Raw genomic sequence first — 20,043 nt, forward strand, 5'->3', positions numbered from 1 at the left:
AAGAGGAACGTGACCAGGAAGCCGATCGAGAAGATCATCGGCGTCTCGAAGGTCAGGTGCCCCTTCCACATCGTGCCGATCCAGTTGAAGAACTTCACACCGGTCGGCACCGCGATCAGGAAGGTCATGAAGGAGAAGAAGGGCAGCAGCACCGCGCCGGTGGCGTACATGTGGTGCGCCCACACCGCGACCGACAGCGCCGCGATGCCCAGCGTCGCCCAGACCAGGCCCTTGTAACCGAAGATCGGCTTGCGGGAGAAGACCGGGAAGATCTCCGACACGATGCCGAAGAACGGCAGCGCGACGATGTACACCTCGGGGTGGCCGAAGAACCAGAACAGGTGCTGCCACAGGATCACGCCGCCGTTGGCGGGGTCGAACACGTGGGCCCCGATGTGCCGGTCGGCCAGCAGGCCCATCAGCGCGGCGGTCAGGATCGGGAACGCGATCAGCACCAGCAGCGACGTGACCAGGATGTTCCAGGTGAAGATCGGCATCCGGTACATCGTCATGCCGGGCGCGCGCAGGCAGACGATCGTGGTGACCATGTTGACCGCACCGAGGATGGTGCCCAGACCGGAGACCGCGAGGCCCGCGATCCACATGTCGGCGCCGACACCGGGCGAGTGGATCGCGTCGGACAGCGGCGTGTAGGCGAACCAGCCGAAGTCGGCCGCGCCGCCCGGCGTCAGGAAGCCCGACACCGCGATCGTGCTGCCGAACAGGTACAGCCAGTACGAGAACGCGTTGAGCCGCGGGAACGCGACGTCCGGCGAACCGATCTGCAGCGGCATCACGAAGTTCGCGAACCCGAACAGGATCGGGGTCGCGTACATCAGCAGCATGATCGTGCCGTGCATCGTGAACAGCTGGTTGTACTGCTCGTTCGAGAGGAACTGCTGCCCCGGACGCGCCAGCTCGGTGCGGATGAGCATCGCCATCGCGCCACCGATCATGAAGAAGGCGAACGACGTGACCAGGTACATCACGCCGATCTGCTTGTGGTCCGTCGTGCGGAACAACCGCAGCAGGAACGAACCCTTGGCCGCCTCACGCGCCGGGTACGGCCGCGTAGCGATCGGCTGCGGGGCTACGGCTGTCACTCCTGCCTCCAAGACTTGCCTCGATGTCTGTCTGCGGCCGCCGGGGCAGCCGATCGGATCGTATCCCCCGGGTCCGACGAGCCTGCGCACCGGCTGGGAAGATCACGCGATGGAAGACCCGTGGCTGACCTCGGCCGTTGCCGCGGCGGTCGCCGTCGGCCGGCGGCTCGGGCTACCCGCCGGCGAGCCCGAGGTGCTCGCGTCCCGGTCGAACGTGCTGGTCAGGCTGGGTCCGGTGGTCGCGAGGGTGCCCGCGACGACCCTCCTCGCGTGGCCCGATCCGACCGCCAGGATGGCGCGGGACGTCGCGTTGTCGGCGTTCCTCGCGGAGCGGGACGCACCGGTCATCCCGCCCTTCGAAGACCCCGGACCACACGTCGAGCTGGGGCTTCCGGTGACGCTGTGGCGTTTCACACGTCACGAGCCCGGGGCGGTGTTCGAACCGGGCGAAGCGGCCGTTCTGCTCGCGGAGGTGCACGCCGCACTGGCGGACTTTCCGGGCGACTACAGCGATTCGGGCCCGGCGACGGATCTTCCGGCGATGCTGGCGTCCTCGGACGACCCCCGGCTGCCCGACGAGGTGGCGCGCAGCCTCGCCGCCCTGCCGGACCTGCCCGCGCAACCGCTCCACGGCGACGCCCACACCGGGAACCTCGTGCGCACCCCGGACGGTCCGAAGTGGCTGGACTTCGAGGACACCTGGCGCGGGCCGGTGACGTGGGACCTCGCCTGCCTCGCCCGTTCGGACGGCCCCGGCGCCGTGGCCGCCTATCCCGGCGAAGTCGAAGGGCTGTCCGCGTACCTGCGGCTGCGTGAGCTGTACGCGGTGTGCTGGCGGTTCGTCATCGCCCGCCGGTTCCCGGAACGGCTACCCGAGGCGCGAGCCGCCGCCGACCGGTATTTCGCCTAGCGCCACCAGCCCACGATCGCCTCGGCCAGCGCGTCCGGAACCTCCAGCGGGGTGAGGTGACCGGCACCCGGCAGGACCACCAGCTCCCCCTTCGGCAGGGCGTCCGCCATCGCGCGGGCCGCGTCCGGCGGGGTCAGGCCGTCTTCCTCGCCCACGACGACGAGGGCCGGGACGTCGGCCGAAGCGAGCACGTCGAAGGAGTCCGGGCGGGCCGCCATCGCCCGCGCCGCCCACGCCACCCCGGCCGGGGGTTGCGAGCCGATCAGGTCGCGCACGGTCTCCACGACGTCGGGCCGCTCGGTGCGGGTGCGCTCGGCCAGGAGGTTCGGCAGCATCGACTCGGCGAGCCACGAGATGCCCTCGGCCTCGGCCCGCGCGGCGACGCGCTCGCGGTTCTCCGCCGCTTCGGGCGTGTCGGCGGCCGCCTTGGTGTCGATCAGCACCAAGCCGCCCACCCGTTCCGGGGCCAGGCGCAGCACGGCCATGGTCACGTAGCCGCCCATCGAGCAGCCCCCGAGCACCACGCGGTCGAGTTCGAGCTTGTCCAGCAGCGCCACGACGTCCCGTGCGGCGTCCTCGAGGCTGGGCGCGCGGTCGGTCTCGGGCAGCGCGGTGCGGCCGAGGCCCCGCTGGTCGGGGGTGATCAACCGGCCCGCGGCGGACAGGGGTGCCCGCACCGGTTGCCACATCCGGGCGTCGACGGGGAAGGCGTGCAGCAGGACGAGCGGGAGTTCCGACATGGGTCCCTATTGTGTACTGCCGTGGCCGTCGAGTTCCCCGAGATCCGCACCGAGCGGCTGCTGCTGCGCCCGCTCACGGAGGCCGACCGCGTGGTCGTGGTGCGGATCCAGACCGACCCGCGCACGAACCGGTACCACCCCGAGCCGCCGGACGCCGCGGAGAGCGACGCGAAGTTCGACTCGTGGCTGGAGGACTGGGCGGTGCACGGCTTCGGCTACCTGCCCGTGCGTACACTGGCGACGGGAGAGGTGCTCGGCGTCGGCGGGCTGCAGCTGCGGACGTTCGGCGACGAGAAGATTTTGAATGTGTACTACCGGTTCCTGCCTGAGGCGTGGGGCCACGGCTACGCGACGGAGATGGCCGCGGCGGTGATCGGCTGGGCCGACCGGACGCTGCCGCGGTACCCGGTGCAGATCAGCGTCAACGTGGTGAACCAGCCGTCGATGAACGTCGCCAAACGGCTGGGCTTCCGCACGTACTTGGAGACGCTGTACGAGGGAGCCCTCACGCGCCACCTGCGCCGGGACTAGCGCTCCCCCGCGCCGATGCCTTCGAACACGAGCGTCAGGTGGCGGCGCCAGTCATCGTCGTCCGGGTTCATGTTGGCCATGGCTCCGCGGGTGATGAGGACGAAGTCGGTGAAGGTCAGGTCGCTGCGGACGTGGCCGGCGTCGACGGCGCGCCGGATGATCCGCCGTGCGATGTCGGCGAACCGCGCCTTCTGGTCGGCGATCCCCGCCCACTCCTTCTTCTCGGGGCCGAGGATGGCGTACCGGAACGCGGCGTCCCGTGCCGCCGCCTCCAGGTAGCCGAGCAGCAGCTCCCGGAACGACGCACGGGGGTCGTCGACCTCTTCGGCGGCGCGGGCCTGCTCGGTCATCGCCGCGAACCGCAGTCCGACGATGGCGGCGAGCAGGGCCTGCTTGGTGGCGAAGTGGCGGTACAGCGTGCCCATGCCCACTCCGGCGCGCTCGGCGATCTCGTCCATCTGGACTTCGCTGCCGCGCTGCGCGAACAGCTCACTGGCGGCCGCGACGATCGCGTCACGGCTGCGTCGGGCATCGGCACGGAGGGCGCGGTCGGGGGCGGACATAACTTGAATCGTAGTTCCGCTTCCGCTACGGTTCAAATAGGAACCGGAGTTCAACTTCCGATTAGGAGAGATCATGATCTGCGCTTGAAGGTCAGCGCGACGACGAAGCTCAGCGCGGCGATCACCGCGGAGGCGACGAACGCGTGCGTCATGCCGGTGACCAGGACCTCGTGCGCCGAACCGGTCGCGTGCCGCGTCGTGGTGCCGAAGATCGTGACGAGGATCGCCAGGCCGACCGTGGCGCCGATCTGCTGCATGGTCTGCAGCACGCCGCCCGCCGCACCCGCGTCCCGCGGGGGCACCGTGCCCATGATGATCACGTTGAGCGGCGAGAAGGCCAGCCCCATGCCGAGGCCCATCAGCAGCATCGGCAGGAACAGCAGCGGGAAGTACCCGGTGGTCGTCGTGAGCTGGGTCAGCAGCGCGAGCCCGGACGCCATCAGCGTGGTGCCGACGAGCGCGACCGGCTTCGGGCCGAACCTGGGCAGCAGCCGCGGGATGAGCCTGCTCGTGCCGAACACCAGCAGCGCCATCGGCAGGAACGCGAACCCGGTCGCGAGCGCGCCGTAGCCGTGCACCTCCTGCAGGTACTGCGCGAGGAAGAAGAACATCGACATGCCGGCCATCGGCCCGAGGAAGAAGTTCGCGTACGCCGCCGCGCGGTTGCGGTCGGCGAACAGGCGCAGCGGCAGCAGCGGCTGGGCGGTGCGGACCTCGATCGCGAAGAAGGCCGCGAGCAGGACGACACCGACACCGAGGGCGAGCAACGTCGTCGAATCGCCCCAGCCGTCCGTGGCGGCGCGGATGAAGCCGTAGACGAGCGCGGCCACGCCGCCGGTCGCGGTGATCGCGCCGGGCAGGTCGAGCTTCGCCGGGTGCCGCTCCGGTTCCCGCAGGTAGCGGGCGGCGAGCGCCACGGCGGCGACGCCGAACGGGACGTTGATGAACAGCACCGCGCGCCACGACAGCCATTCGGTGAGCAGGCCGCCGAGGATGAGGCCGACCGCGAACCCGGCACTGGCCATGCCGGAGAACAGGGCCAGCGCCCGCAGCCGGGCCTTCGGCTCGGTGAACGTGGTGGTCAGCAGCGCGAGCGTGCTGGGCCCCGCGGCCGCGGCGCCGAGCCCCTGCACGACGCGGGCGACGAGCAGCCACGTCGCGGAGTCGGCGAACCCGCCGGCGAGCGAGGCGAGTGTGAACAGGGTCAGCCCGCCGAGGAAGACCCGGCGGCGGCCGAACAGGTCCCCGGCGCGGCCGCCGAGCAGCAGCAGGCCGCCGAAGACGAGGGTGTACGCGTTGATCACCCACGACAGGCCGGTGGCGCTGAAGTGCAGGTCGGACTGGATGCGCGGCAGCGCCACGTTCATCACCGTGGCGTCGAGGACGATCATCAGCTGACAGGTGAGCAGGGTGGCCAGGACGATGCCGGGCCGGTGCGCCCGGACCTCCCGGGCGAGCGCCGGAGCGGTCGCGGACAGCGTTCTTTCAGTCAAGAAGTGCTCCATCGGATGCGCGAAAACAAGCGGACGAACTCTCCGCTTCTCAGGAGCTATCATATGGAGGTTGTCTCCGGTTTCGCAACCGGATTCGGAGATCGCGTCCGCTTTTTTCGAAGGAGGGCCCGTGGCATCACCGACGACACCACGGCCGATGCGTGCCGACGCCCGGCGCAACTACGAGCGGCTCGTCGAGGTCGCGCGCCAGGTCTTCGCCGAGCTGGGCCCCGAAGCGCCGCTGGACGACATCGCCCGCCGCGCCGGTGTGGGTCCCGGGACGCTCTACCGGCACTTCCCCAACCGCGAGGCGCTGATCGCGGCGGTGTACCGGGCGGACATCGAGAACCTGGCAAGGCAGGCGCACGAGCTGGCGGAGCGCTACGAGCCGGGTGAGGCGCTGGCCAGGTGGCTGCGCGTGCACGTGGACTTCGGCGTCCGCAAGCGGGCGCTGGCGGGCGCGCTCAAGGCGGCGATGGACCGGGATTCCGAGGTGTTCGCCGCGTGCAAGGTCGAGCTCAACGCCGCGGCCGAGATGCTGGTGTGGGCCGCGCAGCAGGCCGGTGCCGTCCGGTGGGACATCGAGCCGAGGGACGTGCTGCTCATGGCGCACGGGATCGGTGTCGCGTCGGAGAAGACGCCGGAGACGGCGGACCGCCTGCTCCAGGTGATGCTCGACGGCCTGCGGGGGAGCTGATCCCGGGCGCGCGCCCGGGGGGGCGGTGGCTGCCGGGCGGTGGTTGCGGGGTGCGGGCCGGAACGGCGGTGGCTGCCGGGCGGTGACTGCGGTGACTGCGGTGGCTGCCAGGCGGCGGCCGCAGGGTGGCGAGCGGCCGCGGGGCAGTGGCTGGTGACCCGGCCGGGAGGCGGCCGGGACGACGGTGGCTGCGGGGCGCTGGCCGGAACGGCGGTCGCTGCGGTGCGGACGCGGACGGTGCAGCCGGGCAGCGGCTGCGGGGCTGCGGTGGCTGCCAGGCGGCAGGACAGCGGTGGCTGCTCGTGGCGGCCGGTGGCGACTCGCCACCCTCTCTGGGGGCGGGAGCGACAGCGGAGCCGCCTCGGCGGGGCGGTGGATCGTCGCGACGGGGCGCGGCCGCCGGGGCGCGTGGCCGCGCGGGCCGCGACGCCAAACCCACCTCCGGCCCCGCTCCGGTGACCGCTACTCCCGGTGTGCCACCACCAGCGGCACCAGCTGCTCCGCCGGCGTGAGTGACCCGTGCTGCCCGATCAGCGCGGACTCGATCGGCTCGGCGCGGCGGCGTAGCAGGCCGAAGCGGTCCCGCGCCGCCACGACGACGTCGCCGATCCTCGGGCGCACGCGGTCGCTCACGCGCGGGCCGAACCAGCCCGCCTCGATCGCCTCCTCGCGGGTTGCCACCCACGCGTGTTCGCCCAGCTCCGCGCCCCACGTGGCGAGCACGTCGGACAGGGCGCCCGGCCGCGCGTACACGTGCCGCGCCCGCACCTCGCCCGCCACCACGCGTACGCCGTCCATCAAGCCCGGGGTCGCGTCGAGGTCGAGCGCCGTGGCGTCCACCGCCACCATCCCGTGGTCGGCCACCACCGCCAGCAGCGCCCCCGGCGGCAGATCATCCACAATGGACTCCACCAGCCGGTCCACCTGCCGCAGCTGCATGCGCCACGCCGGCGTCCCCGGACCGTACAGATGACCGAGCTGGTCGAGCTGGCTGTGGTAGGCGTAGCAGAACCCGGGCGCCGCCAGCGCCCGCTGCACCGACGCCGCGAGATCGCCGAGCGCGTGCACGCCCACGTACTCCCCGCCCCGCTGCACCGCCGCCGTCAACGAGGACTTCGCGAACTGCGCGTCCGACACCACGCACGCGTGCACTCCCGCCGCCGCCGAACGCATGAACGTCGTCGGCAGCGGCTGGACCTCTTCCGGGCGCAGCCGCTCCCGCAGGTCCGGACCACCGGGGTGCTCCCGCCAGCGCAACGCGTTCAGCACCGCGACGCCGGGCACCTCGAAGGTGTAGCCGGTCAGCCCGTGCTCGCCCGACTGCACGCCGGTGCCGATGGCCGCCAGCCCGCCCGCCGTCGTCGACGGGAAGCCGACCGTCAGCGGGCGCCGGGGCAGCGACGCCAGCACGGGGGCATCGGCCGCGTGGGTCTCCAGCAGCTCCCAGCCCAGCCCGTCGACGAGCAGCACGCAGGCGGCGGAGCACGGCGGCAGGCCGAGGGAGTTCTCGAACCCGGGAACCCCGAGCACCGCGAGCGCGGAGGGCACGACCTCGGCCAGGTGCGGGGTGCTTCCCGCCGTCGGCAGATCCACGCGGCCCAGCTTGGCAGGGACTACCCCACCTCCGCATGTCCAGCTGATAATGGGGCCATGCCGACCTACGCCTACCGCTGCCGCGAGTGCACGGAGACCTTCGAGGTCAACCGCCCGATGAGCGAATCCGCGGCGCCCGCGACCTGCCCGGAAGGGCACGCCGACACGGTCAAACTGCTCACCACCGTGGCGCTGACGGGTGCCGCCGGAGCACCGGCCACCGGCGGCTGCTGCGGCGGAGCCTGCGGCTGCGCCAACTGAACGGGGTCACTCCTCGCCGCCCTGCCCGCAAAGGCACGCCGACACAGCCGAACTCCACCGTGGCGCTGACCGGCGCCGCCGGAGCCTGGCCACCAGCGCCTGCCGCGGCTGCGCCAACTGAACGGGGGTCACTCCTTGCCGCCCTGCCCGCAAAGGCACGCCGACACAGCCGAACTCCGCCACGGCGCTGACCGGCGCCGCCGGAGCCTGGCCACCAGCGCCCGCCGCGGCTGCGCCAACTGAACGGGGGTCACTCCTCGCCGCCCTGCCCGCAAAGGCACGCCGACACAGCCGAACTCCGCCACGGCGCTGACCGGCGCCGCCGGAGCACCGGCCACCAGCGCCCGCCGCGGCTGCGCCAACTGAACGGCGTCACTCCTCGCCGAAGTTGTGCTCCACCAGGTCCCGCACGGTCCGCAGCGCCTCGGCCGCCTGTGCGCCCCGCGCCCGCACCTCGATCCGGTCGCCCTTGCGCGCGCCGAGCGACATCAGCGCCAGCACGCTGTGCGCGTCGGCTTCCTGCTCGCCGAGCACGACGCTGACGTCCGCCTCGATGCCCGCCAGGCTGCGCGCCAGCACGGCCGCGGGCCGCGCGTGCAGGCCGACCTCGTTGTGCAGCACCAGTTCCACGCGGTCGGCGCCGGCACCAGCCGTCGCCTGCGGGGCGTCCGGCGCGCCGGCGGCCGCCGCGGCGGACAGCACGTCCGCCCGGCTCGCCCCGCCCTGCGCCGCGACCGCGGCGGCGACGGTGCCCTCGACGAAGGGTGCGTCGACGACCACGGCGGCCTCCGGGTCGGCCAGCGACTCGACCGCCAGCTCGGCGGTCATCTGCGCGCTGCCCAGGTCGTAGAGCAGCACGACCCCGGCACCGCCGTCGGCGCGCTGCACCGCCGCGACCACCTTGTCGTAGTCCGTGCCGATGCCACCGCCCTCGAGGCCGCCGGCGGGTTCGATCGACACGTCGGGCGCCATCTGCCCGGCGACCTCGGCCAGCCCTTCCGCGAGCTTCGCGCTGTGGGACACCAGCACCAGTCCGACGCGGCTCACCGGGCCGCCTCCGCGAGCGCGCGGAGCAGCAACGCCGAGGAGCGCGCGCCCGGGTCCAGGTGACCCGCGCTGCGCTCCCCCAGGTACGACGCGCGCCCCTTGCGCGCCACCAGGTCCACAGTGGACTCCGCACCCTTGGCCGCCGCGTCCGCGGCCGCGGTGAGCACGGCCGCGACGTCGGCCCCTTCCACGCCGGCGGCCTCCTCGGCGGCAGCGGCGGCGGGCAGCAGCGCGTCCACCATCGTCTTGTCGCCCTCGACGGCCTTTCCTCGCGCCTGCACGCCTTCCACAGCGGCACGCAGCGCTTCCGCGACCGCTGCGGCGTCCAGTTCGGACACCGCGCCGACCTTGGTCGCGGCCCGCAGGAATGCGGTTCCGTACAACGGCCCGGCGGCACCGCCCACCTTCGAAATCAGCGTGGTCGCGGCGAGTTTGAGCACCGCGCCCGGGGTGTCCGGCACCGCCGGGTCCAGTGCGGACACGATGGCCGCCAAACCGCGGTTGAGGTTCTCGCCATGGTCGGCGTCGCCGATGGCCCTGTCGAGTTCGATCAGTTCCACGCGGTGCTCGGCGATGGCGCTCGCGGCGGCGCGCAGCGCATCCGCGACCCCGTTCGCGGTGCAACTCATGTCAGGCCCTCCAACGCAGTGCGGCGGTTTCGACGGGAGCATCCCACAGCTCCGCCAGTTCATCGTCCAGTTTGAGCAGTGTCAGGCTGATGCCCTGCATCTCCAGGCTCGTGATGTACGGGCCGACGAGCCGCCGCGCCACGGTGATCCCGCGCTCGGCCAGCAGCCGTTCCGCGATGCCGTGCGCGAGGTACAGCTCCAGCTGCGGCGTCCCGCCCATCGAGTTCGTGAACAGCAGCACCCGGTCCCCACTGGTGAACGGCAGGTCCTCCACGACGGCGTCGACCATCCTGGCCACCAGCGCGTCGGCCGGTTCGAGCTTGATCCGTTCGCGGCCGGGCTCGCCGTGGATGCCGATGCCGAACTCGATCTCGTCGTCGGCCAGCTCGAAGCTCGGCTCTCCCGCGTGCGGGACGGTGGGTGCGGTGAGCGCGACGCCGATCGAGCGAACCTGCCCGATCACCTTGCGCGCCAACGCTTCCACGGCGTCCAGCGAGTCCCCTCTCGCGGCCGCGGCACCCGTGATCTTCTCCAGCAGCACCGTGCCACCGACGCCGCGCCGCCCCGCGGTGAACGTCGAATCCGCCACGGCCACGTCGTCGTCGATCACGACGCTGCGCACGTCCAGCCCCTCGGCGGCGGCCAGCTCGCCGGCGGTCTCGAAGTTGAGCACGTCGCCGGTGTAGTTCTTGACGATCAGCAGGGCGCCGGCCTCGCCGGTGGTCGCGGTGACGGCGGCCTGCACGGCGTCCGGCGTCGGCGAGGTGAACACCGCACCCGGCACGGCGGCGTCGAGCATCCCCGGCCCGACGAACCCGGCGTGCAGCGGCTCGTGCCCGGAGCCACCGCCCGAGATGATCGCGACCTTGCCCGCCACGGGGGCGTCGGCTCGGACCACCACGTCCGGTTCGTACTGCACGCGCACGAGGTCCGCGTGCGCCGCGGCGAACCCGCGCAGGGATTCGGTGACCACGTCCGCCGGATCGTTGATGATCTTTTTCATGCCCGCCTCCGTTGGCTCTCGATCTCCCGCCCCCTGTCTACCTCCCGGAGGGCTCCGGCGCTACGCGCGCGGGAGTTTCGCCAGCAGGGCCTTCACGACGGTGAGCGCCTTGCCGCAGGCGTCGTCGTTCGCGGCGTCGTCGTGGAAGTTGTTGTACTCGAAGGACACGACCTCGCCCTCGCCGTCGGCGGTGGGGCGGTGCAGCCAGTCGATCGAGCAGGTCTTGCCCGAACCGCTGCGGAGTTCCTGGACGCCGGTGAGCCCGCCGCCGAGGTCCACCTGGGTCTCGCCCTCGCCCACGGTCGGCACGCGCTTCTCGTCGTAGTCGAGGTAGCCGGTCGCCGCGCCGCCGTTCCAGGAACAGCCGTGCATGCCGTAGGGCGTGGGATCGGACCCGCGGCCGAGGACGTTCGTGATGGTCGTTTCGTCGAGGATCGTGCAGAAGTCGACGTCGATCAGCGAACCGGCGGGTTTCGACAGCTTCGCCGGGGAGCTGTGCAGGCGCCGCACCACGTTCCGCAGGGCGAGCTGCCCCGCGCCGCACGGGTCGCCACCCTGGTAGGAGACGTCGAGGTTGACGCCGTAGCCGGGGCTGCGCGAGGTCACGGCCGTGACGGAACACGACTTGCCGTCCGGACCGCGGACCAGCAGCGGCAGCCCCTCGACGGTCCCGGTCGCCGCCCCGGGGTTGATGGTGATGTCGTCCAGCTTCAGGTTCAGCCTGACGTTCTTGCCCCCGACGTCGGTCAGCTCGACGGCGCACTCCCCGAGCGAGGAGGAGTCCGGCGCGTCGCCGCGCGGAGTGCCGACGTCGGCGAGGGTGGAGCTGTCGAGCAGCGCACATGGGTCGACGGTGCGCAGCGCCGCGAGCGATACGGCGGGGTCGGCGACCGGGCTGTCGGGCGCGGCCGAGGCGGTGACGGTGGTGCGCGGGAAGTTCTGCTTGCTCAGGTCCGGACCTCCGCACGCGGTGGTCAGCAGCGCCCCCAGCAGGACGGGGACGAAAAGACGGGGCCGGGCGGAACGGGCAGGCAGACGCACGCCTGCACCGTAACCGCCCGGCCCCGCCGGGTCGCACCGAACCGCGTCATTCGCCCGCGGGCGGCTCCTCGGGCACGCGCAGCGGCCGCACCAGCGCCCACAGCACGAACAGCGCCGTGAAGACCAGCATGCCGATGCCGCCCCACAGGTTGATGTTGATGCCACCGGACTTCGCGATGTCCGCGTCGTCGGTGAACCCGATGCCCATGATCGTCAGCACGATGCCGTACACGCCGGTCAGCAGGGCGATGACCAGCCGGATGTCGAACGCGCCCGCCCGGCGCGTCCGGTTCGGAGTGGGGGTTGCCATGGCTGTCGTCCTCCTAGAACGCGATGTTCAGCACGATGGTGATGACGGCGGCGATACCGGCCAGCAGCACCGGCTTGCGGTACCAGCCCGCGTCCTCGCCCGTGGTCTCGTGCTTGAGCGTGTCGCGCGGCGTCAGCGAGTACACCAGGCCGACCAGCTCCTCCTCGGGCTTGGGCTTGGTGACCATGGTGACCCCGACGCTGACGACGATGTCGACCACGAAGGCCGCGATCGCCGCGACGAAGCTCGTGCCCTGGCCGGGCAGGTCGAGCACACCCATCTCGCTCAGCACGAAGATCACGATCGCGGCGAGCGTGCCGAACACCAGACCGGACCAGCCCGCGGCCTTCGTCATGCGCTTCCAGAACATCCCGAGGATGAACGTGGCGAACAGCGGCGCGTTGAAGAAGGAGAACAGCGTCTGCAGGTAGTCCATCAGGTTCGAGTAGGTCGAAGCGATGGCGGCGGTGCCGATCGCCAGGAGCGTGGCGATCACGGTGACGACGCGGCCCGTCGTGAGGTAGTACGCGTCGGGCCGGTTCTTCTTGATGTAGGTCTGGAAGATGTCGTAGGTGAACACCGTGTTGAACGAGCTGAGGTTCGCCGCCATCCCGGCCATGAACGAGGCCAGCAGACCGGCGATCGCGACACCGAGGATGCCGTTCGGCAGCACGTCCCGCATGAGCAGGAGCAGCGCGTCGTTGAACTTCGCGCCGCTGGGCGCGGCCTTGCCGTCGAGCAGGGCCTGCTTGTTGTCGCCCATGAGCTCGGTGACGGTGACCGCGGCGATCATGCCGGGGATGATCACGATGAACGGGATGAACATCTTCGGGAACGCGCCGATGATCGGTGTGCGGCGCGCGGCCGACATGCTCTTCGACGCCATCGCGCGCTGGACCTCGACGAAGTTCGTGGTCCAGTAACCGAACGAGAGCACGAAGCCGAGACCGAACACCAGGCCGAGCACCGACAGGAAGTTGCTGCCGAAACCGGTCAGCTGGTTACCGGGCCAGGAGTGCAGCTGCGGCGTGCCGCCGGGGCCCGCGCCGACCTTGTCCATCAGGCCGCTCCAGCCGCCGACCTTGTACAGGCCGACGATCGTGAGCGGGATCAGGGCGGCGAGGATGACGAAGAACTGCAGCACCTCGTTGTAGATGGCGGCCGAGAGACCACCCAGCGCGGTGTAGACCAGCACGATCAGCGCGGCGACGATGATCGAGACCCAGATGCTCCAGCCGAGCAGCAGGTTCACGACGCTCGCCAGCAGGTACAGGTTCGCACCCGCGATGAGGATCTGGGCCAGCGCGAAGCTCGCGCCGTTGACCCAGTGCGCGGCCGGACCGAAGCGGCGGAGCATGAACTCCGGGACGCTGCGGACCTTGGAGCCGTAGTAGAAGGGCATCATCACGACGCCGAGGAACAGCATCGCCGGGATGGCGCCGATCCAGAAGTAGTGCGCGGTCGGCAGACCGTACTGGGCGCCGTTCGCCGACATGCCCATGACCTCGATGGCGCCGAGGTTCGCGGAGATGAAGGCGAGACCGGTGACCCAGGCCGGCAGGGAACGCCCGGAGAGGAAGAAGTCGAGGCTGGTCGAAACCTGCCTCCGGGCCAGGTAGCCGATGCCGAGCACCAGCACGAAGTAGAACGCGAGCAACACGTAGTCGATCGCGCTCGCATCAAGTCGCAGGTTCGCTGCGGCTAGGACATGCACCGGTGCACCTCCACGAGTCAACACCATTCAACAAGAAACACCAGGATCAAGCTGACGAGCGCACATTACTACCTGGGCTTCCGACATGTGAACTTCGCCGGTGCGCGTTGACCATGTTGAGACCGACGCTGTGAGCAGCCAACCGCGTCGAGTGAGGATCGGCAACTCGAGAGCGCCGCGCGAGTACGATCAGGGGCCTTCCGGCAAGGAGGTGTCCCGTGGACGGCGCCGAGAAGTTCACCGAGGAAGAGCTGGCGTTTCTCCGTTACGCGCGCTTCGGAGAGCTACCGCCCCGGCCGCGTCGGGAGGACCTCGTGGAGACGCAGGAGACGGAGCAGCCGTGGCTGCCCACCCGGCCGCGTTTCGACCCCGGGCCGGAAATCCCTACGCAGTGGTGCTGAGGGCGTTGCGCTTGCGGCTCATGAAGGGGCGCTCGAACCAGCGGTAGCTGACCGCGGCGAGTCCCAGGCTGACGAGGACGACGGCCACGGCCAGCCCGGCCAGGAGCACCATGCTGGGCTCCCCCGGCAGCAGGCGCTTGCCCAGTTCGAGCACGGGGCGGTGTCCGACGTAGACGCCGTAGGAGATCAGCCCGACCCACGCCAGCGGCCGCCACGACAACGGCCGCGACCCGCCCAGCGCGACGAGCACGATCGCGCCGGTGAGCGCGGCGATCAGCGAATACCCCCAGATCCAGGCCAGCTGCCGCGGGAACGCGATCGGGAAATGCAGGTTGCCCGTGATCGGACCCTCGCGGCGCAACACCCCGACCAGCTCCACCACGCAGATGACGGCCGTGAGCCCGGCGACCACCCACACGACCCGGGCCGGGCGCGGCAGGCGCGCCCGCACCTCGGGCAACGCGGTCAACGCCCCGATCGCGAACGCGTCCAGGTAGGTCGTGGGCAGCTCGTAGGTGGCGATCACCCGCTGATCCGGGCCGAACCCGACCATCGCCAGCCACACCAGCACCCGCACCACCGGCCCACCCACGGCGAGCGCGACGAGCACGCGGGTGAACCAGCGCCGCGGCAGCAGCAACGCCAGCGCCGCCCACACCAGGTACAGCTGCACCTCCACCCCCAGCGACCACAAGTGGTCGTAGAGGTTGTTGTCGACATACCCGGCCGTGACCGGGCGGAAGTCGTAGGTCCAGGTCCACAGGAACGGCAGGTCCCCCGCCAGGTTCTTCGGCCCGTGCTTCACCACCGCGAGCACCGTCAGCGCCACACACGCCAGCAGGTACAAAGGGGCCAACCGCAGCGCGCGATTGCGCAGGAAATTCCCGAGGTCGGTGCTTCTGTTCCCGGTGCGGCGCTCCAGCAGGATGCGCGTGATGAAATGCCCGCTCAGCACGAAGAACACCGGAACCCCGAGCCAGCCGAACGGCAGCACCCCGGTGTGGAACGCCACCACCGCCAGCACCGCGAGCCCGCGAAGTCCGTCCAGCGCAAGGGAATGCCCGGCCCGCCGCGTCGGGCGAGCCACCGACGACGACAACCCCCAGGAGATCGTCATGCCTGCTGATCGATCCCCGGGCGCGCGGTGTTACGAGGTTTTTCCGCAGATCCGAATTGTCCTGTTATCGGTTTTGGTCGAATGGCGGTGGGGGGTAGGCCGTTTGGCGTAATCGCCGGTTGAGGGGGAAGGGGCTTGAAACGCCGCAACAACTCGCGATCGAAATACCTCGTCATCGCGGCCAGGACGATCCCGGTTCAGCGTCCCGGTGAAGCTCATGCCTGAATGCCACCTCGGCAGCGCTGTGGCCAGACCGGCAATCCCCGGGCGTTCTTGTGGAGGAACGAAAGGCGATGACCGACAACGGGCAGCGGGGCGGCAAGTGGTACTTCGTGACGATCCCGCGCCGTTCTCAGGGCTGGCCGCTGCCGGCCGCCGAGCGCAGTTCCTCGATGAATTCCACGACCGCCCTCGCGTTCATCAGCCGGAGCCTGATCGGCGGACCGTTCGTCACCTTGATCTCCAGTTCGCCGTGGCTCGGTGCCTTCACCGACCGCACCTGCGACCACGGGAACTCCCCGCCCTCGCCGTACCGCGGGTTGTGGACCAGCCCGGCGGGCGTCACGACGAGACCGCCCTCGTCGAACTGGACGCTCCCCTCCGTACGCAGCGCCTCTTCGAGATCGACCTGGATGGCGGGGATGATCCGGTCGTCGATCTCCTCGAACAGCCGCGCCATCCGCCGCACGTGCTGCAGGTCGATCGGGGCGCCCGGGACCCAGATCGTGCCCCGCTCGTAGGTGCGGGTGGTCCTGGTCTGCCCGGCCCCCAGCCGCTCGTCCCGGTAGCTCTCCGGGACGTACTCGGTGGCGCGGACGTCGTCCCAGTGGACGATGCGCCCCGGCCCGGCCTCGTCAGCGAGGAGCAGGCCCTCCTCGTACACCAGCACGGCCTGCAGGCCCTGGACCGGCACCAGGCGCCCGTACGCGATCCCGGCCGCGATCGCCACGACGACGGCCACCGCCAGCGGCCACCACGTGCCGACGCCCACCCCGACGGCCATGCCGATGGCCAGCGCCGCACCGCCGAGCCACGCCTGCATCGCCAGCGGCACCGGCCGGTACCGCCGGTGCACCGCGAGCCTTTTCCCCAGTCCGGCCTTCGTGGCCGCCGCCTCGTAGTCGTCCGGTCTGCTCATGCCCAACTCCCCAAGTCGCACAAACGATCATGACCCTAACCGATCTTGAGGAGGTCAGCGCCGAAGCGACCGGAAACAATTCGGACGCGATCGATCGCGCGGGCCCGAAGGCGGCAATTCTGCCGTCAGAAAAGCCGGAACTCGTCGCTTTCCGTGCCGCGGAGCTTGTCGTAGTCCAGGGTCAGGCAGCGGATGCCCCGGTCCTCCGCGAGGGTGCGCGCCTGCGGCTTGATCAGCTGCGCCGCGAACACGCCCTGCACGGGCGCCAGCAGCGGGTCCCGGTTGAGCAGTTCCAGGTACCGCGTCAGCTGCTCCACCCCGTCGATCTCACCGCGGCGCTTGATCTCCACCGCGACCGTGCTGCCCGAGGCGTCACGGCAGAGGATGTCGACCGGGCCGATCGCCGTGGGGTACTCGCGGCGGATGAGCGAGTAGCCCTCCCCCAGCGTGGTGATGTGCTCGGCCAGCAGCTCCTGCAGGTGCGCCTCCACGCCGTCCTTCACCAGACCGGGCTCGGCGCCGAGGTCCTGCTTCAGCTCGTGCAGGCGCTCCTCGATCGTGATCACGAGCTTCTCGCCCGCCTTGTTCTGCACCGTCCAGATGTCGCCGTCCTCGATGAGCCAGCACGGCGGGCTCATCCAGTTCAGCGGCTTGTAGGCCCGGTCGTCCGAGTGGATGGAAACCGAGCCGTCGGCCTTGATGAGCAGCAGCCGGGTGGCCATCGGCAGGTGGGCGGTCAGGCGGCCGGCGTAGTCGACCTGGCAACGAGCGATGACGAGGCGCACCCGAGGAGGGTAGAAGACGCCTTGGGCACACTGTTCGGGTGGATCCCATTCGACAGCTGAGCTCCCGCGAGGTGTACCGCAACAACTGGATGACCGTGCGCGAAGACGCCATCCGCCGCCCCGACGGCTCCGACGGCATCTACGGCGTCGTCGACAAGCCGCGGTACGCGCTGGTCATCCCCCTCGACGGCGACCGGCTGCACCTCGTCGAGCAGTTCCGCTACCCCGTCGGGCTGCGCCGCTGGGAGTTCCCGCAGGGCACGGCACCCGACCTCGCCGAGGTCGACCCCCTCGAACTCGCCGCACGCGAACTGCGTGAGGAGACCGGGCTGATCGCGGGCAAGCTGGAGGACCTCGGCCTGCTCGACGTCGCACCCGGCATGTCGAGCCAGCGCGGCCGCGTCTACCTCGCCACCGACCTCACCGAAGGCCCGCACGAACGCGAGCACGAGGAACAGGACATGCGCACGGCCTGGTTCACTCGCGCCGAGTTCGAACAGCTCGTGAAGCGCGGCGAGATCACCGACGCGCAGTCCATCGCGGCGTACGCCCTGTTGCTGCTCCGCGAGCGGGAACGGTGATTTCTCCGCAGCGCAACGCCCAGGCAACACCGCGGTCCTAGCGTTCGGGAATTCGCCCCCTCCCCCGTTCCGGAGGCACCGGATGACCGAACTGACCGCCCGTCCCGTCGCCGTCGCCGAACCCGCCCCGCACCACGGCCGCCTCGCGGCGGGCGCGCTGGGGCTGCCCTCCGTCCTGTTCTGCATCGTCACCGGCGCCGCGCCGCTGACGGCGATGCTGTTCAACGTGCCCGTCGCCGTGCAGGGCGGCGGCTACGCGGCCCCCGCCGCGTTCCTGCTCGCGACCGTCGCGCTGACGGTGTTCTCCGTCGGCTACATCGCGATGAGCCGCCGCGTGACGTCCGCCGGCGGGTTCTACACGTTCGTCACCCGCGGGCTCGGCCGCGTCGTCGGCGTGGGCTCCGGGGTGCTGATCGCCTTGTGCTACATCGTGTTCGCCGCCTCGGTGATCGGCGTGATGGGGTACTTCGCCGCCACCGGGGTCGAATCGTGGACCGGCGTGCGCATTCCCGCGTGGGGTTACATGATCGCCGGGCTGGCGGTGATGACGCTGCTCGCGTGGTTCCACATCGAGCTCACGTCGAAGGTGCTCGGCGTGCTGCTGATCTCCGAGGTGCTGGCGCTGCTCGTGCTCGGGATCGGCGTGCTCGTGCACGGTGGGGCGCACGGGTTTTCGGCGAAACCGTTCAACCCGGCCGAGATCTTCGGCAACGGCAGTGCGATTTCGGTGTTCGGCGGGGCCGCGGCGGGCGTGGCGTTGTTCGCCGCGTTCTGGTCCTGGGTGGGCTTCGAGATGGCACCCAACTACGCCGAGGAGTCCCGCGACCCGCACCGCATAGCCCGCTCCGCGACCTACGCCTCGGTGATCGGGCTCGGCCTCTTCTACATGTTCGTGTCGTACCTGTTCGTCTCGGGCTGGGGCCTGCCGGAGTCGGTGCAGGCGGTGAAGGACCAGTTCGAGGGCGCCTTCGCGTCGGCGTTCTTCCCGCTGGCGGACCGCTACGTCGGCACACCGCTCACGACGGTCATGCAGGTACTCGCGATCACGAGCTCCTTCGCGTGCGCCATGGCGTTCTACAACACCGGCGCGCGGTACCTGTTCTCGCTCGGCCGTGAAGGCGTGTTGCCCGCGAAGCTGGCGAAGACGTCGAAGCGGCACAGCCCCGCGACGGCGGCCATGACGGTCACGATCCTCGTGGCGTTGTGCGGGCTGGGTTTCGTGCTCTACGACCCCAGCACCGAAGGCGCGCTGCTCAAGCTCGGCACGTGGGCGCCACTGCTCGGGGTGTTCGGCATCCTCGGGGTGCAGGCGCTCGCGTCGGTCGCGATCATCCGGTACTTCCTGACGAAGGCCCGCGACGGCTTCCACTGGTGGTCCACGCTGGTGGCACCGGTGCTCGGCGGCGCGGCGATGGCCGGGGCGTGTTTCCTGCTGGTGGCGAACCGCAGCGCGCTCTCCGGCGCCGGCGACGCGTGGTTCATCCGGTTCCTGCCCGAAATCGCGGCAGGCATGTTCGCGATCGGTGTGGTGATCGCACTCGTGCTGCGCCGCCGCAAGCCGGAGGTGTACGCGGAGCTCGGCCACTTCACCTTGGCCGACAGCCCCTAACCCCAGTTCGGCTTGCGCTTCTCGAGGAAGGCGGCCATGCCCTCGCGAGCGTCGGGGGTCTGCGAAGCGGCCGCCATCACCTCGACCGCGATGGCGTACGCGTCGGCTTCCGGGCGGTCGAGCTGGGCGTACAGGGTGGTCTTGCCCAGCGCCTTGCTCGCCCGGCTGCCGCGCGTCGCCCGGCCGAGGAGCTCCGCGACGGCCTCGTCGAGCTGCTCGTCCGGGACCACGCGGTTCACCAGCCCCCAGTCGAGCGCGGTCGCTGCGTCGATCGGGTCGCCGGTGAGGGCCAGCTCCATCAACCGCTTCCGGCCGACCGCGCGCGCCACCGGCACCGCCGGGGTGTGGCAGAACCAGCCGCCCTTGCCGCCGGGCAGCGCGAAACCGGCCGATTCGGCGGCGACAGCGAGATCGCACGACGCGACGAGCTGGCAGCCCGCAGCGGTCGCGAGGCCGTGCACGCGCGCGATGACGACCTGGGGCACCGACTGGATGGTGTGCATCAGGTCCGTGCACAGCCGCAGCAGCGAGCGCACGCCTTCGAGGTCGCGCGCGGCCACGTCACCGAAGTCGTGTCCGGCGGAGAACACCGGCCCCGCCCCCGCGAGCACGATCCCGGTGGCGTCGCTCTGCCCCGCCGCCTGGAACGCCGCGTGCAGCTCACGGAGGTGCTCCTCCGACAACGAGTTCCGCCGCGCGGCCCGGTTCATCGTGATCGTGACGGTGTCGTTCTCGCGCTTGACCAGGATGTGCTCGTACTCGCCCATGCCCCCGAAC

The 20,043-nt window shown here is 70.9% G+C and carries 22 protein-coding genes; 7 read left to right on the forward strand and 15 right to left on the reverse strand.

The window, feature by feature from the left end; translation table 11 throughout:
• Nucleotides 1-1,103: cbb3-type cytochrome c oxidase subunit I (locus BMZ92_RS28655; RefSeq protein ID WP_177228911.1), on the reverse strand; the 1,103-nt coding region annotated here is incomplete at its 3' end.
• A gap of 109 nt (nucleotides 1,104-1,212) precedes the next feature.
• Here BMZ92_RS28655 and BMZ92_RS28660 point away from each other — a divergent pair.
• Entirely contained in the window at nucleotides 1,213-2,013 is an 801-nt protein-coding gene (locus BMZ92_RS28660; protein WP_091513850.1) for a phosphotransferase, read from the forward strand.
• Here BMZ92_RS28660 and BMZ92_RS28665 read toward each other — a convergent pair.
• On the reverse strand, nucleotides 2,010-2,753 hold the full coding sequence (locus BMZ92_RS28665) for an alpha/beta fold hydrolase (RefSeq protein WP_091513852.1): 744 nt from the start codon (nucleotides 2,751-2,753) through the stop codon (nucleotides 2,010-2,012). The two genes, BMZ92_RS28660 and BMZ92_RS28665, sit on opposite strands and share 4 nt — an antisense overlap.
• Nucleotides 2,754-2,774: 21 nt before the next feature.
• On the opposite strand from BMZ92_RS28665, the gene BMZ92_RS28670 reads away from it, so the two are divergent.
• Nucleotides 2,775-3,284: a GNAT family N-acetyltransferase gene (locus BMZ92_RS28670; protein WP_091513855.1), complete on the forward strand. Its 510-nt coding sequence runs from the start codon at nucleotides 2,775-2,777 to the stop codon at nucleotides 3,282-3,284.
• On the opposite strand, the gene BMZ92_RS28675 is transcribed toward BMZ92_RS28670, so the two are convergent.
• Together BMZ92_RS28675 and BMZ92_RS28680 are read right to left on the reverse strand one after the other, a co-directional pair.
• Nucleotides 3,281-3,847, reverse strand: coding sequence for a TetR/AcrR family transcriptional regulator (locus BMZ92_RS28675; RefSeq protein ID WP_091513857.1), 567 nt, complete (start codon nucleotides 3,845-3,847; stop codon nucleotides 3,281-3,283). The genes BMZ92_RS28670 and BMZ92_RS28675 overlap by 4 nt on opposite strands.
• A 71-nt stretch (nucleotides 3,848-3,918) precedes the next feature.
• Nucleotides 3,919-5,340: an MFS transporter gene (locus BMZ92_RS28680; RefSeq protein WP_245783308.1), complete on the reverse strand. Its 1,422-nt coding sequence runs from the start codon at nucleotides 5,338-5,340 to the stop codon at nucleotides 3,919-3,921.
• Between the two features lie 130 nt (nucleotides 5,341-5,470).
• Here BMZ92_RS28680 and BMZ92_RS28685 point away from each other — a divergent pair, with 130 nt between their 5' ends.
• Nucleotides 5,471-6,037 carry a TetR/AcrR family transcriptional regulator gene (locus BMZ92_RS28685; protein WP_245783309.1) on the forward strand — a complete coding sequence of 189 codons (567 nt, stop codon included), beginning with the start codon at nucleotides 5,471-5,473 and terminating at the stop codon, nucleotides 6,035-6,037.
• 462 nt (nucleotides 6,038-6,499) lie between these two features.
• On the opposite strand, the gene BMZ92_RS28690 is transcribed toward BMZ92_RS28685, so the two are convergent.
• Nucleotides 6,500-7,630: an alkaline phosphatase family protein gene (locus tag BMZ92_RS28690; RefSeq protein WP_091513865.1), complete on the reverse strand. Its 1,131-nt coding sequence runs from the start codon at nucleotides 7,628-7,630 to the stop codon at nucleotides 6,500-6,502.
• 57 nt (nucleotides 7,631-7,687) lie between these two features.
• Between BMZ92_RS28690 and BMZ92_RS28695 the strand changes: the two genes are divergently transcribed.
• Nucleotides 7,688-7,891 carry an FmdB family zinc ribbon protein gene (locus BMZ92_RS28695; protein ID WP_091513867.1) on the forward strand — a complete coding sequence of 68 codons (204 nt, stop codon included), beginning with the start codon at nucleotides 7,688-7,690 and terminating at the stop codon, nucleotides 7,889-7,891.
• Nucleotides 7,892-8,263: 372 nt separating this feature from the next.
• On the opposite strand, the gene dhaM is transcribed toward BMZ92_RS28695, so the two are convergent.
• From dhaM to BMZ92_RS28725, 6 genes are read right to left on the reverse strand one after another with little or no spacing between them, the layout of a single operon-like run.
• Entirely contained in the window at nucleotides 8,264-8,938 is a 675-nt protein-coding gene (gene dhaM / locus BMZ92_RS28700) for a dihydroxyacetone kinase phosphoryl donor subunit DhaM (RefSeq protein WP_091513870.1), read from the reverse strand.
• Nucleotides 8,935-9,567 (reverse strand): dihydroxyacetone kinase subunit DhaL, encoded by a 633-nt coding sequence (dhaL, locus tag BMZ92_RS28705; protein WP_091513871.1) that lies wholly within the window; start codon nucleotides 9,565-9,567, stop codon nucleotides 8,935-8,937. The genes dhaM and dhaL overlap by 4 nt, the downstream gene beginning before the upstream one ends.
• 1 nt (nucleotide 9,568) lies before the next feature.
• Nucleotides 9,569-10,570: a dihydroxyacetone kinase subunit DhaK gene (dhaK, locus tag BMZ92_RS28710; RefSeq protein WP_091513874.1), complete on the reverse strand. Its 1,002-nt coding sequence runs from the start codon at nucleotides 10,568-10,570 to the stop codon at nucleotides 9,569-9,571.
• A 60-nt stretch (nucleotides 10,571-10,630) separates the two neighbouring features.
• Nucleotides 10,631-11,611 (reverse strand): DUF3558 domain-containing protein, encoded by a 981-nt coding sequence (locus BMZ92_RS28715; RefSeq protein ID WP_245783310.1) that lies wholly within the window; start codon nucleotides 11,609-11,611, stop codon nucleotides 10,631-10,633.
• Between the two features lie 46 nt (nucleotides 11,612-11,657).
• Complete coding sequence (locus BMZ92_RS28720; RefSeq protein ID WP_091513876.1) at nucleotides 11,658-11,921, reverse strand: hypothetical protein; 264 nt, start codon at nucleotides 11,919-11,921, stop codon at nucleotides 11,658-11,660.
• Between the two features lie 13 nt (nucleotides 11,922-11,934).
• Nucleotides 11,935-13,635, reverse strand: a complete 1,701-nt coding sequence (locus BMZ92_RS28725) for a sodium:solute symporter family protein (RefSeq protein WP_091513878.1) — start codon at nucleotides 13,633-13,635, stop codon at nucleotides 11,935-11,937.
• Nucleotides 13,636-13,853: 218 nt separating this feature from the next.
• Between BMZ92_RS28725 and BMZ92_RS28730 the strand changes: the two genes are divergently transcribed.
• Nucleotides 13,854-14,036 (forward strand): hypothetical protein, encoded by a 183-nt coding sequence (locus tag BMZ92_RS28730; RefSeq protein WP_091513881.1) that lies wholly within the window; start codon nucleotides 13,854-13,856, stop codon nucleotides 14,034-14,036.
• On the opposite strand, the gene BMZ92_RS28735 is transcribed toward BMZ92_RS28730, so the two are convergent.
• From BMZ92_RS28735 to nucS, 3 genes are all read right to left on the reverse strand, one after another.
• Nucleotides 14,020-15,153 carry an acyltransferase family protein gene (locus BMZ92_RS28735; RefSeq protein ID WP_091513884.1) on the reverse strand — a complete coding sequence of 378 codons (1,134 nt, stop codon included), beginning with the start codon at nucleotides 15,151-15,153 and terminating at the stop codon, nucleotides 14,020-14,022. The genes BMZ92_RS28730 and BMZ92_RS28735 overlap by 17 nt on opposite strands.
• A gap of 352 nt (nucleotides 15,154-15,505) precedes the next feature.
• Nucleotides 15,506-16,291 (reverse strand): hypothetical protein, encoded by a 786-nt coding sequence (locus tag BMZ92_RS28740; protein ID WP_091513885.1) that lies wholly within the window; start codon nucleotides 16,289-16,291, stop codon nucleotides 15,506-15,508.
• A 125-nt stretch (nucleotides 16,292-16,416) separates the two neighbouring features.
• The gene (gene nucS / locus BMZ92_RS28745) at nucleotides 16,417-17,076 is read right to left on the reverse strand and encodes an endonuclease NucS (RefSeq protein ID WP_091513888.1); all 660 of its coding nucleotides are present in this window, start codon (nucleotides 17,074-17,076) and stop codon (nucleotides 16,417-16,419) included.
• A gap of 47 nt (nucleotides 17,077-17,123) precedes the next feature.
• Between nucS and BMZ92_RS28750 the strand changes: the two genes are divergently transcribed.
• Nucleotides 17,124-17,657 (forward strand): NUDIX domain-containing protein, encoded by a 534-nt coding sequence (locus BMZ92_RS28750; RefSeq protein WP_218153566.1) that lies wholly within the window; start codon nucleotides 17,124-17,126, stop codon nucleotides 17,655-17,657.
• 82 nt (nucleotides 17,658-17,739) lie between these two features.
• A complete protein-coding gene (locus BMZ92_RS28755) occupies nucleotides 17,740-19,266 on the forward strand; it encodes an APC family permease (protein WP_091513893.1) in 1,527 nt (508 codons plus the stop codon).
• On the opposite strand, the gene BMZ92_RS28760 is transcribed toward BMZ92_RS28755, so the two are convergent.
• Nucleotides 19,263-20,033 carry an enoyl-CoA hydratase-related protein gene (locus BMZ92_RS28760; RefSeq protein ID WP_091513895.1) on the reverse strand — a complete coding sequence of 257 codons (771 nt, stop codon included), beginning with the start codon at nucleotides 20,031-20,033 and terminating at the stop codon, nucleotides 19,263-19,265. The genes BMZ92_RS28755 and BMZ92_RS28760 overlap by 4 nt on opposite strands.
• Nucleotides 20,034-20,043 lie beyond the last annotated feature (10 nt).

The organism is Amycolatopsis sacchari (assembly GCF_900114035.1).
Taxonomy (GTDB): domain Bacteria; phylum Actinomycetota; class Actinomycetes; order Mycobacteriales; family Pseudonocardiaceae; genus Amycolatopsis_E; species Amycolatopsis_E sacchari.

Coding starts and splice junctions, on each gene's coding strand:
- BMZ92_RS28720 (WP_091513876.1), bottom strand. CDS start 11,921: ATGGCAACCCCCACTCCGAACCGGACGCGCCGGGCGGGCGCGTTCGAC.
- BMZ92_RS28665 (WP_091513852.1), bottom strand. CDS start 2,753: ATGTCGGAACTCCCGCTCGTCCTGCTGCACGCCTTCCCCGTCGACGCC.
- dhaL (WP_091513871.1), bottom strand. CDS start 9,567: ATGAGTTGCACCGCGAACGGGGTCGCGGATGCGCTGCGCGCCGCCGCG.
- BMZ92_RS28760 (WP_091513895.1), bottom strand. CDS start 20,033: ATGGGCGAGTACGAGCACATCCTGGTCAAGCGCGAGAACGACACCGTC.
- BMZ92_RS28735 (WP_091513884.1), bottom strand. CDS start 15,153: ATGACGATCTCCTGGGGGTTGTCGTCGTCGGTGGCTCGCCCGACGCGG.
- BMZ92_RS28695 (WP_091513867.1), top strand. CDS start 7,688: ATGCCGACCTACGCCTACCGCTGCCGCGAGTGCACGGAGACCTTCGAG.
- BMZ92_RS28755 (WP_091513893.1), top strand. CDS start 17,740: ATGACCGAACTGACCGCCCGTCCCGTCGCCGTCGCCGAACCCGCCCCG.
- BMZ92_RS28660 (WP_091513850.1), top strand. CDS start 1,213: ATGGAAGACCCGTGGCTGACCTCGGCCGTTGCCGCGGCGGTCGCCGTC.
- BMZ92_RS28675 (WP_091513857.1), bottom strand. CDS start 3,847: ATGTCCGCCCCCGACCGCGCCCTCCGTGCCGATGCCCGACGCAGCCGT.
- BMZ92_RS28740 (WP_091513885.1), bottom strand. CDS start 16,291: ATGAGCAGACCGGACGACTACGAGGCGGCGGCCACGAAGGCCGGACTG.
- dhaK (WP_091513874.1), bottom strand. CDS start 10,570: ATGAAAAAGATCATCAACGATCCGGCGGACGTGGTCACCGAATCCCTG.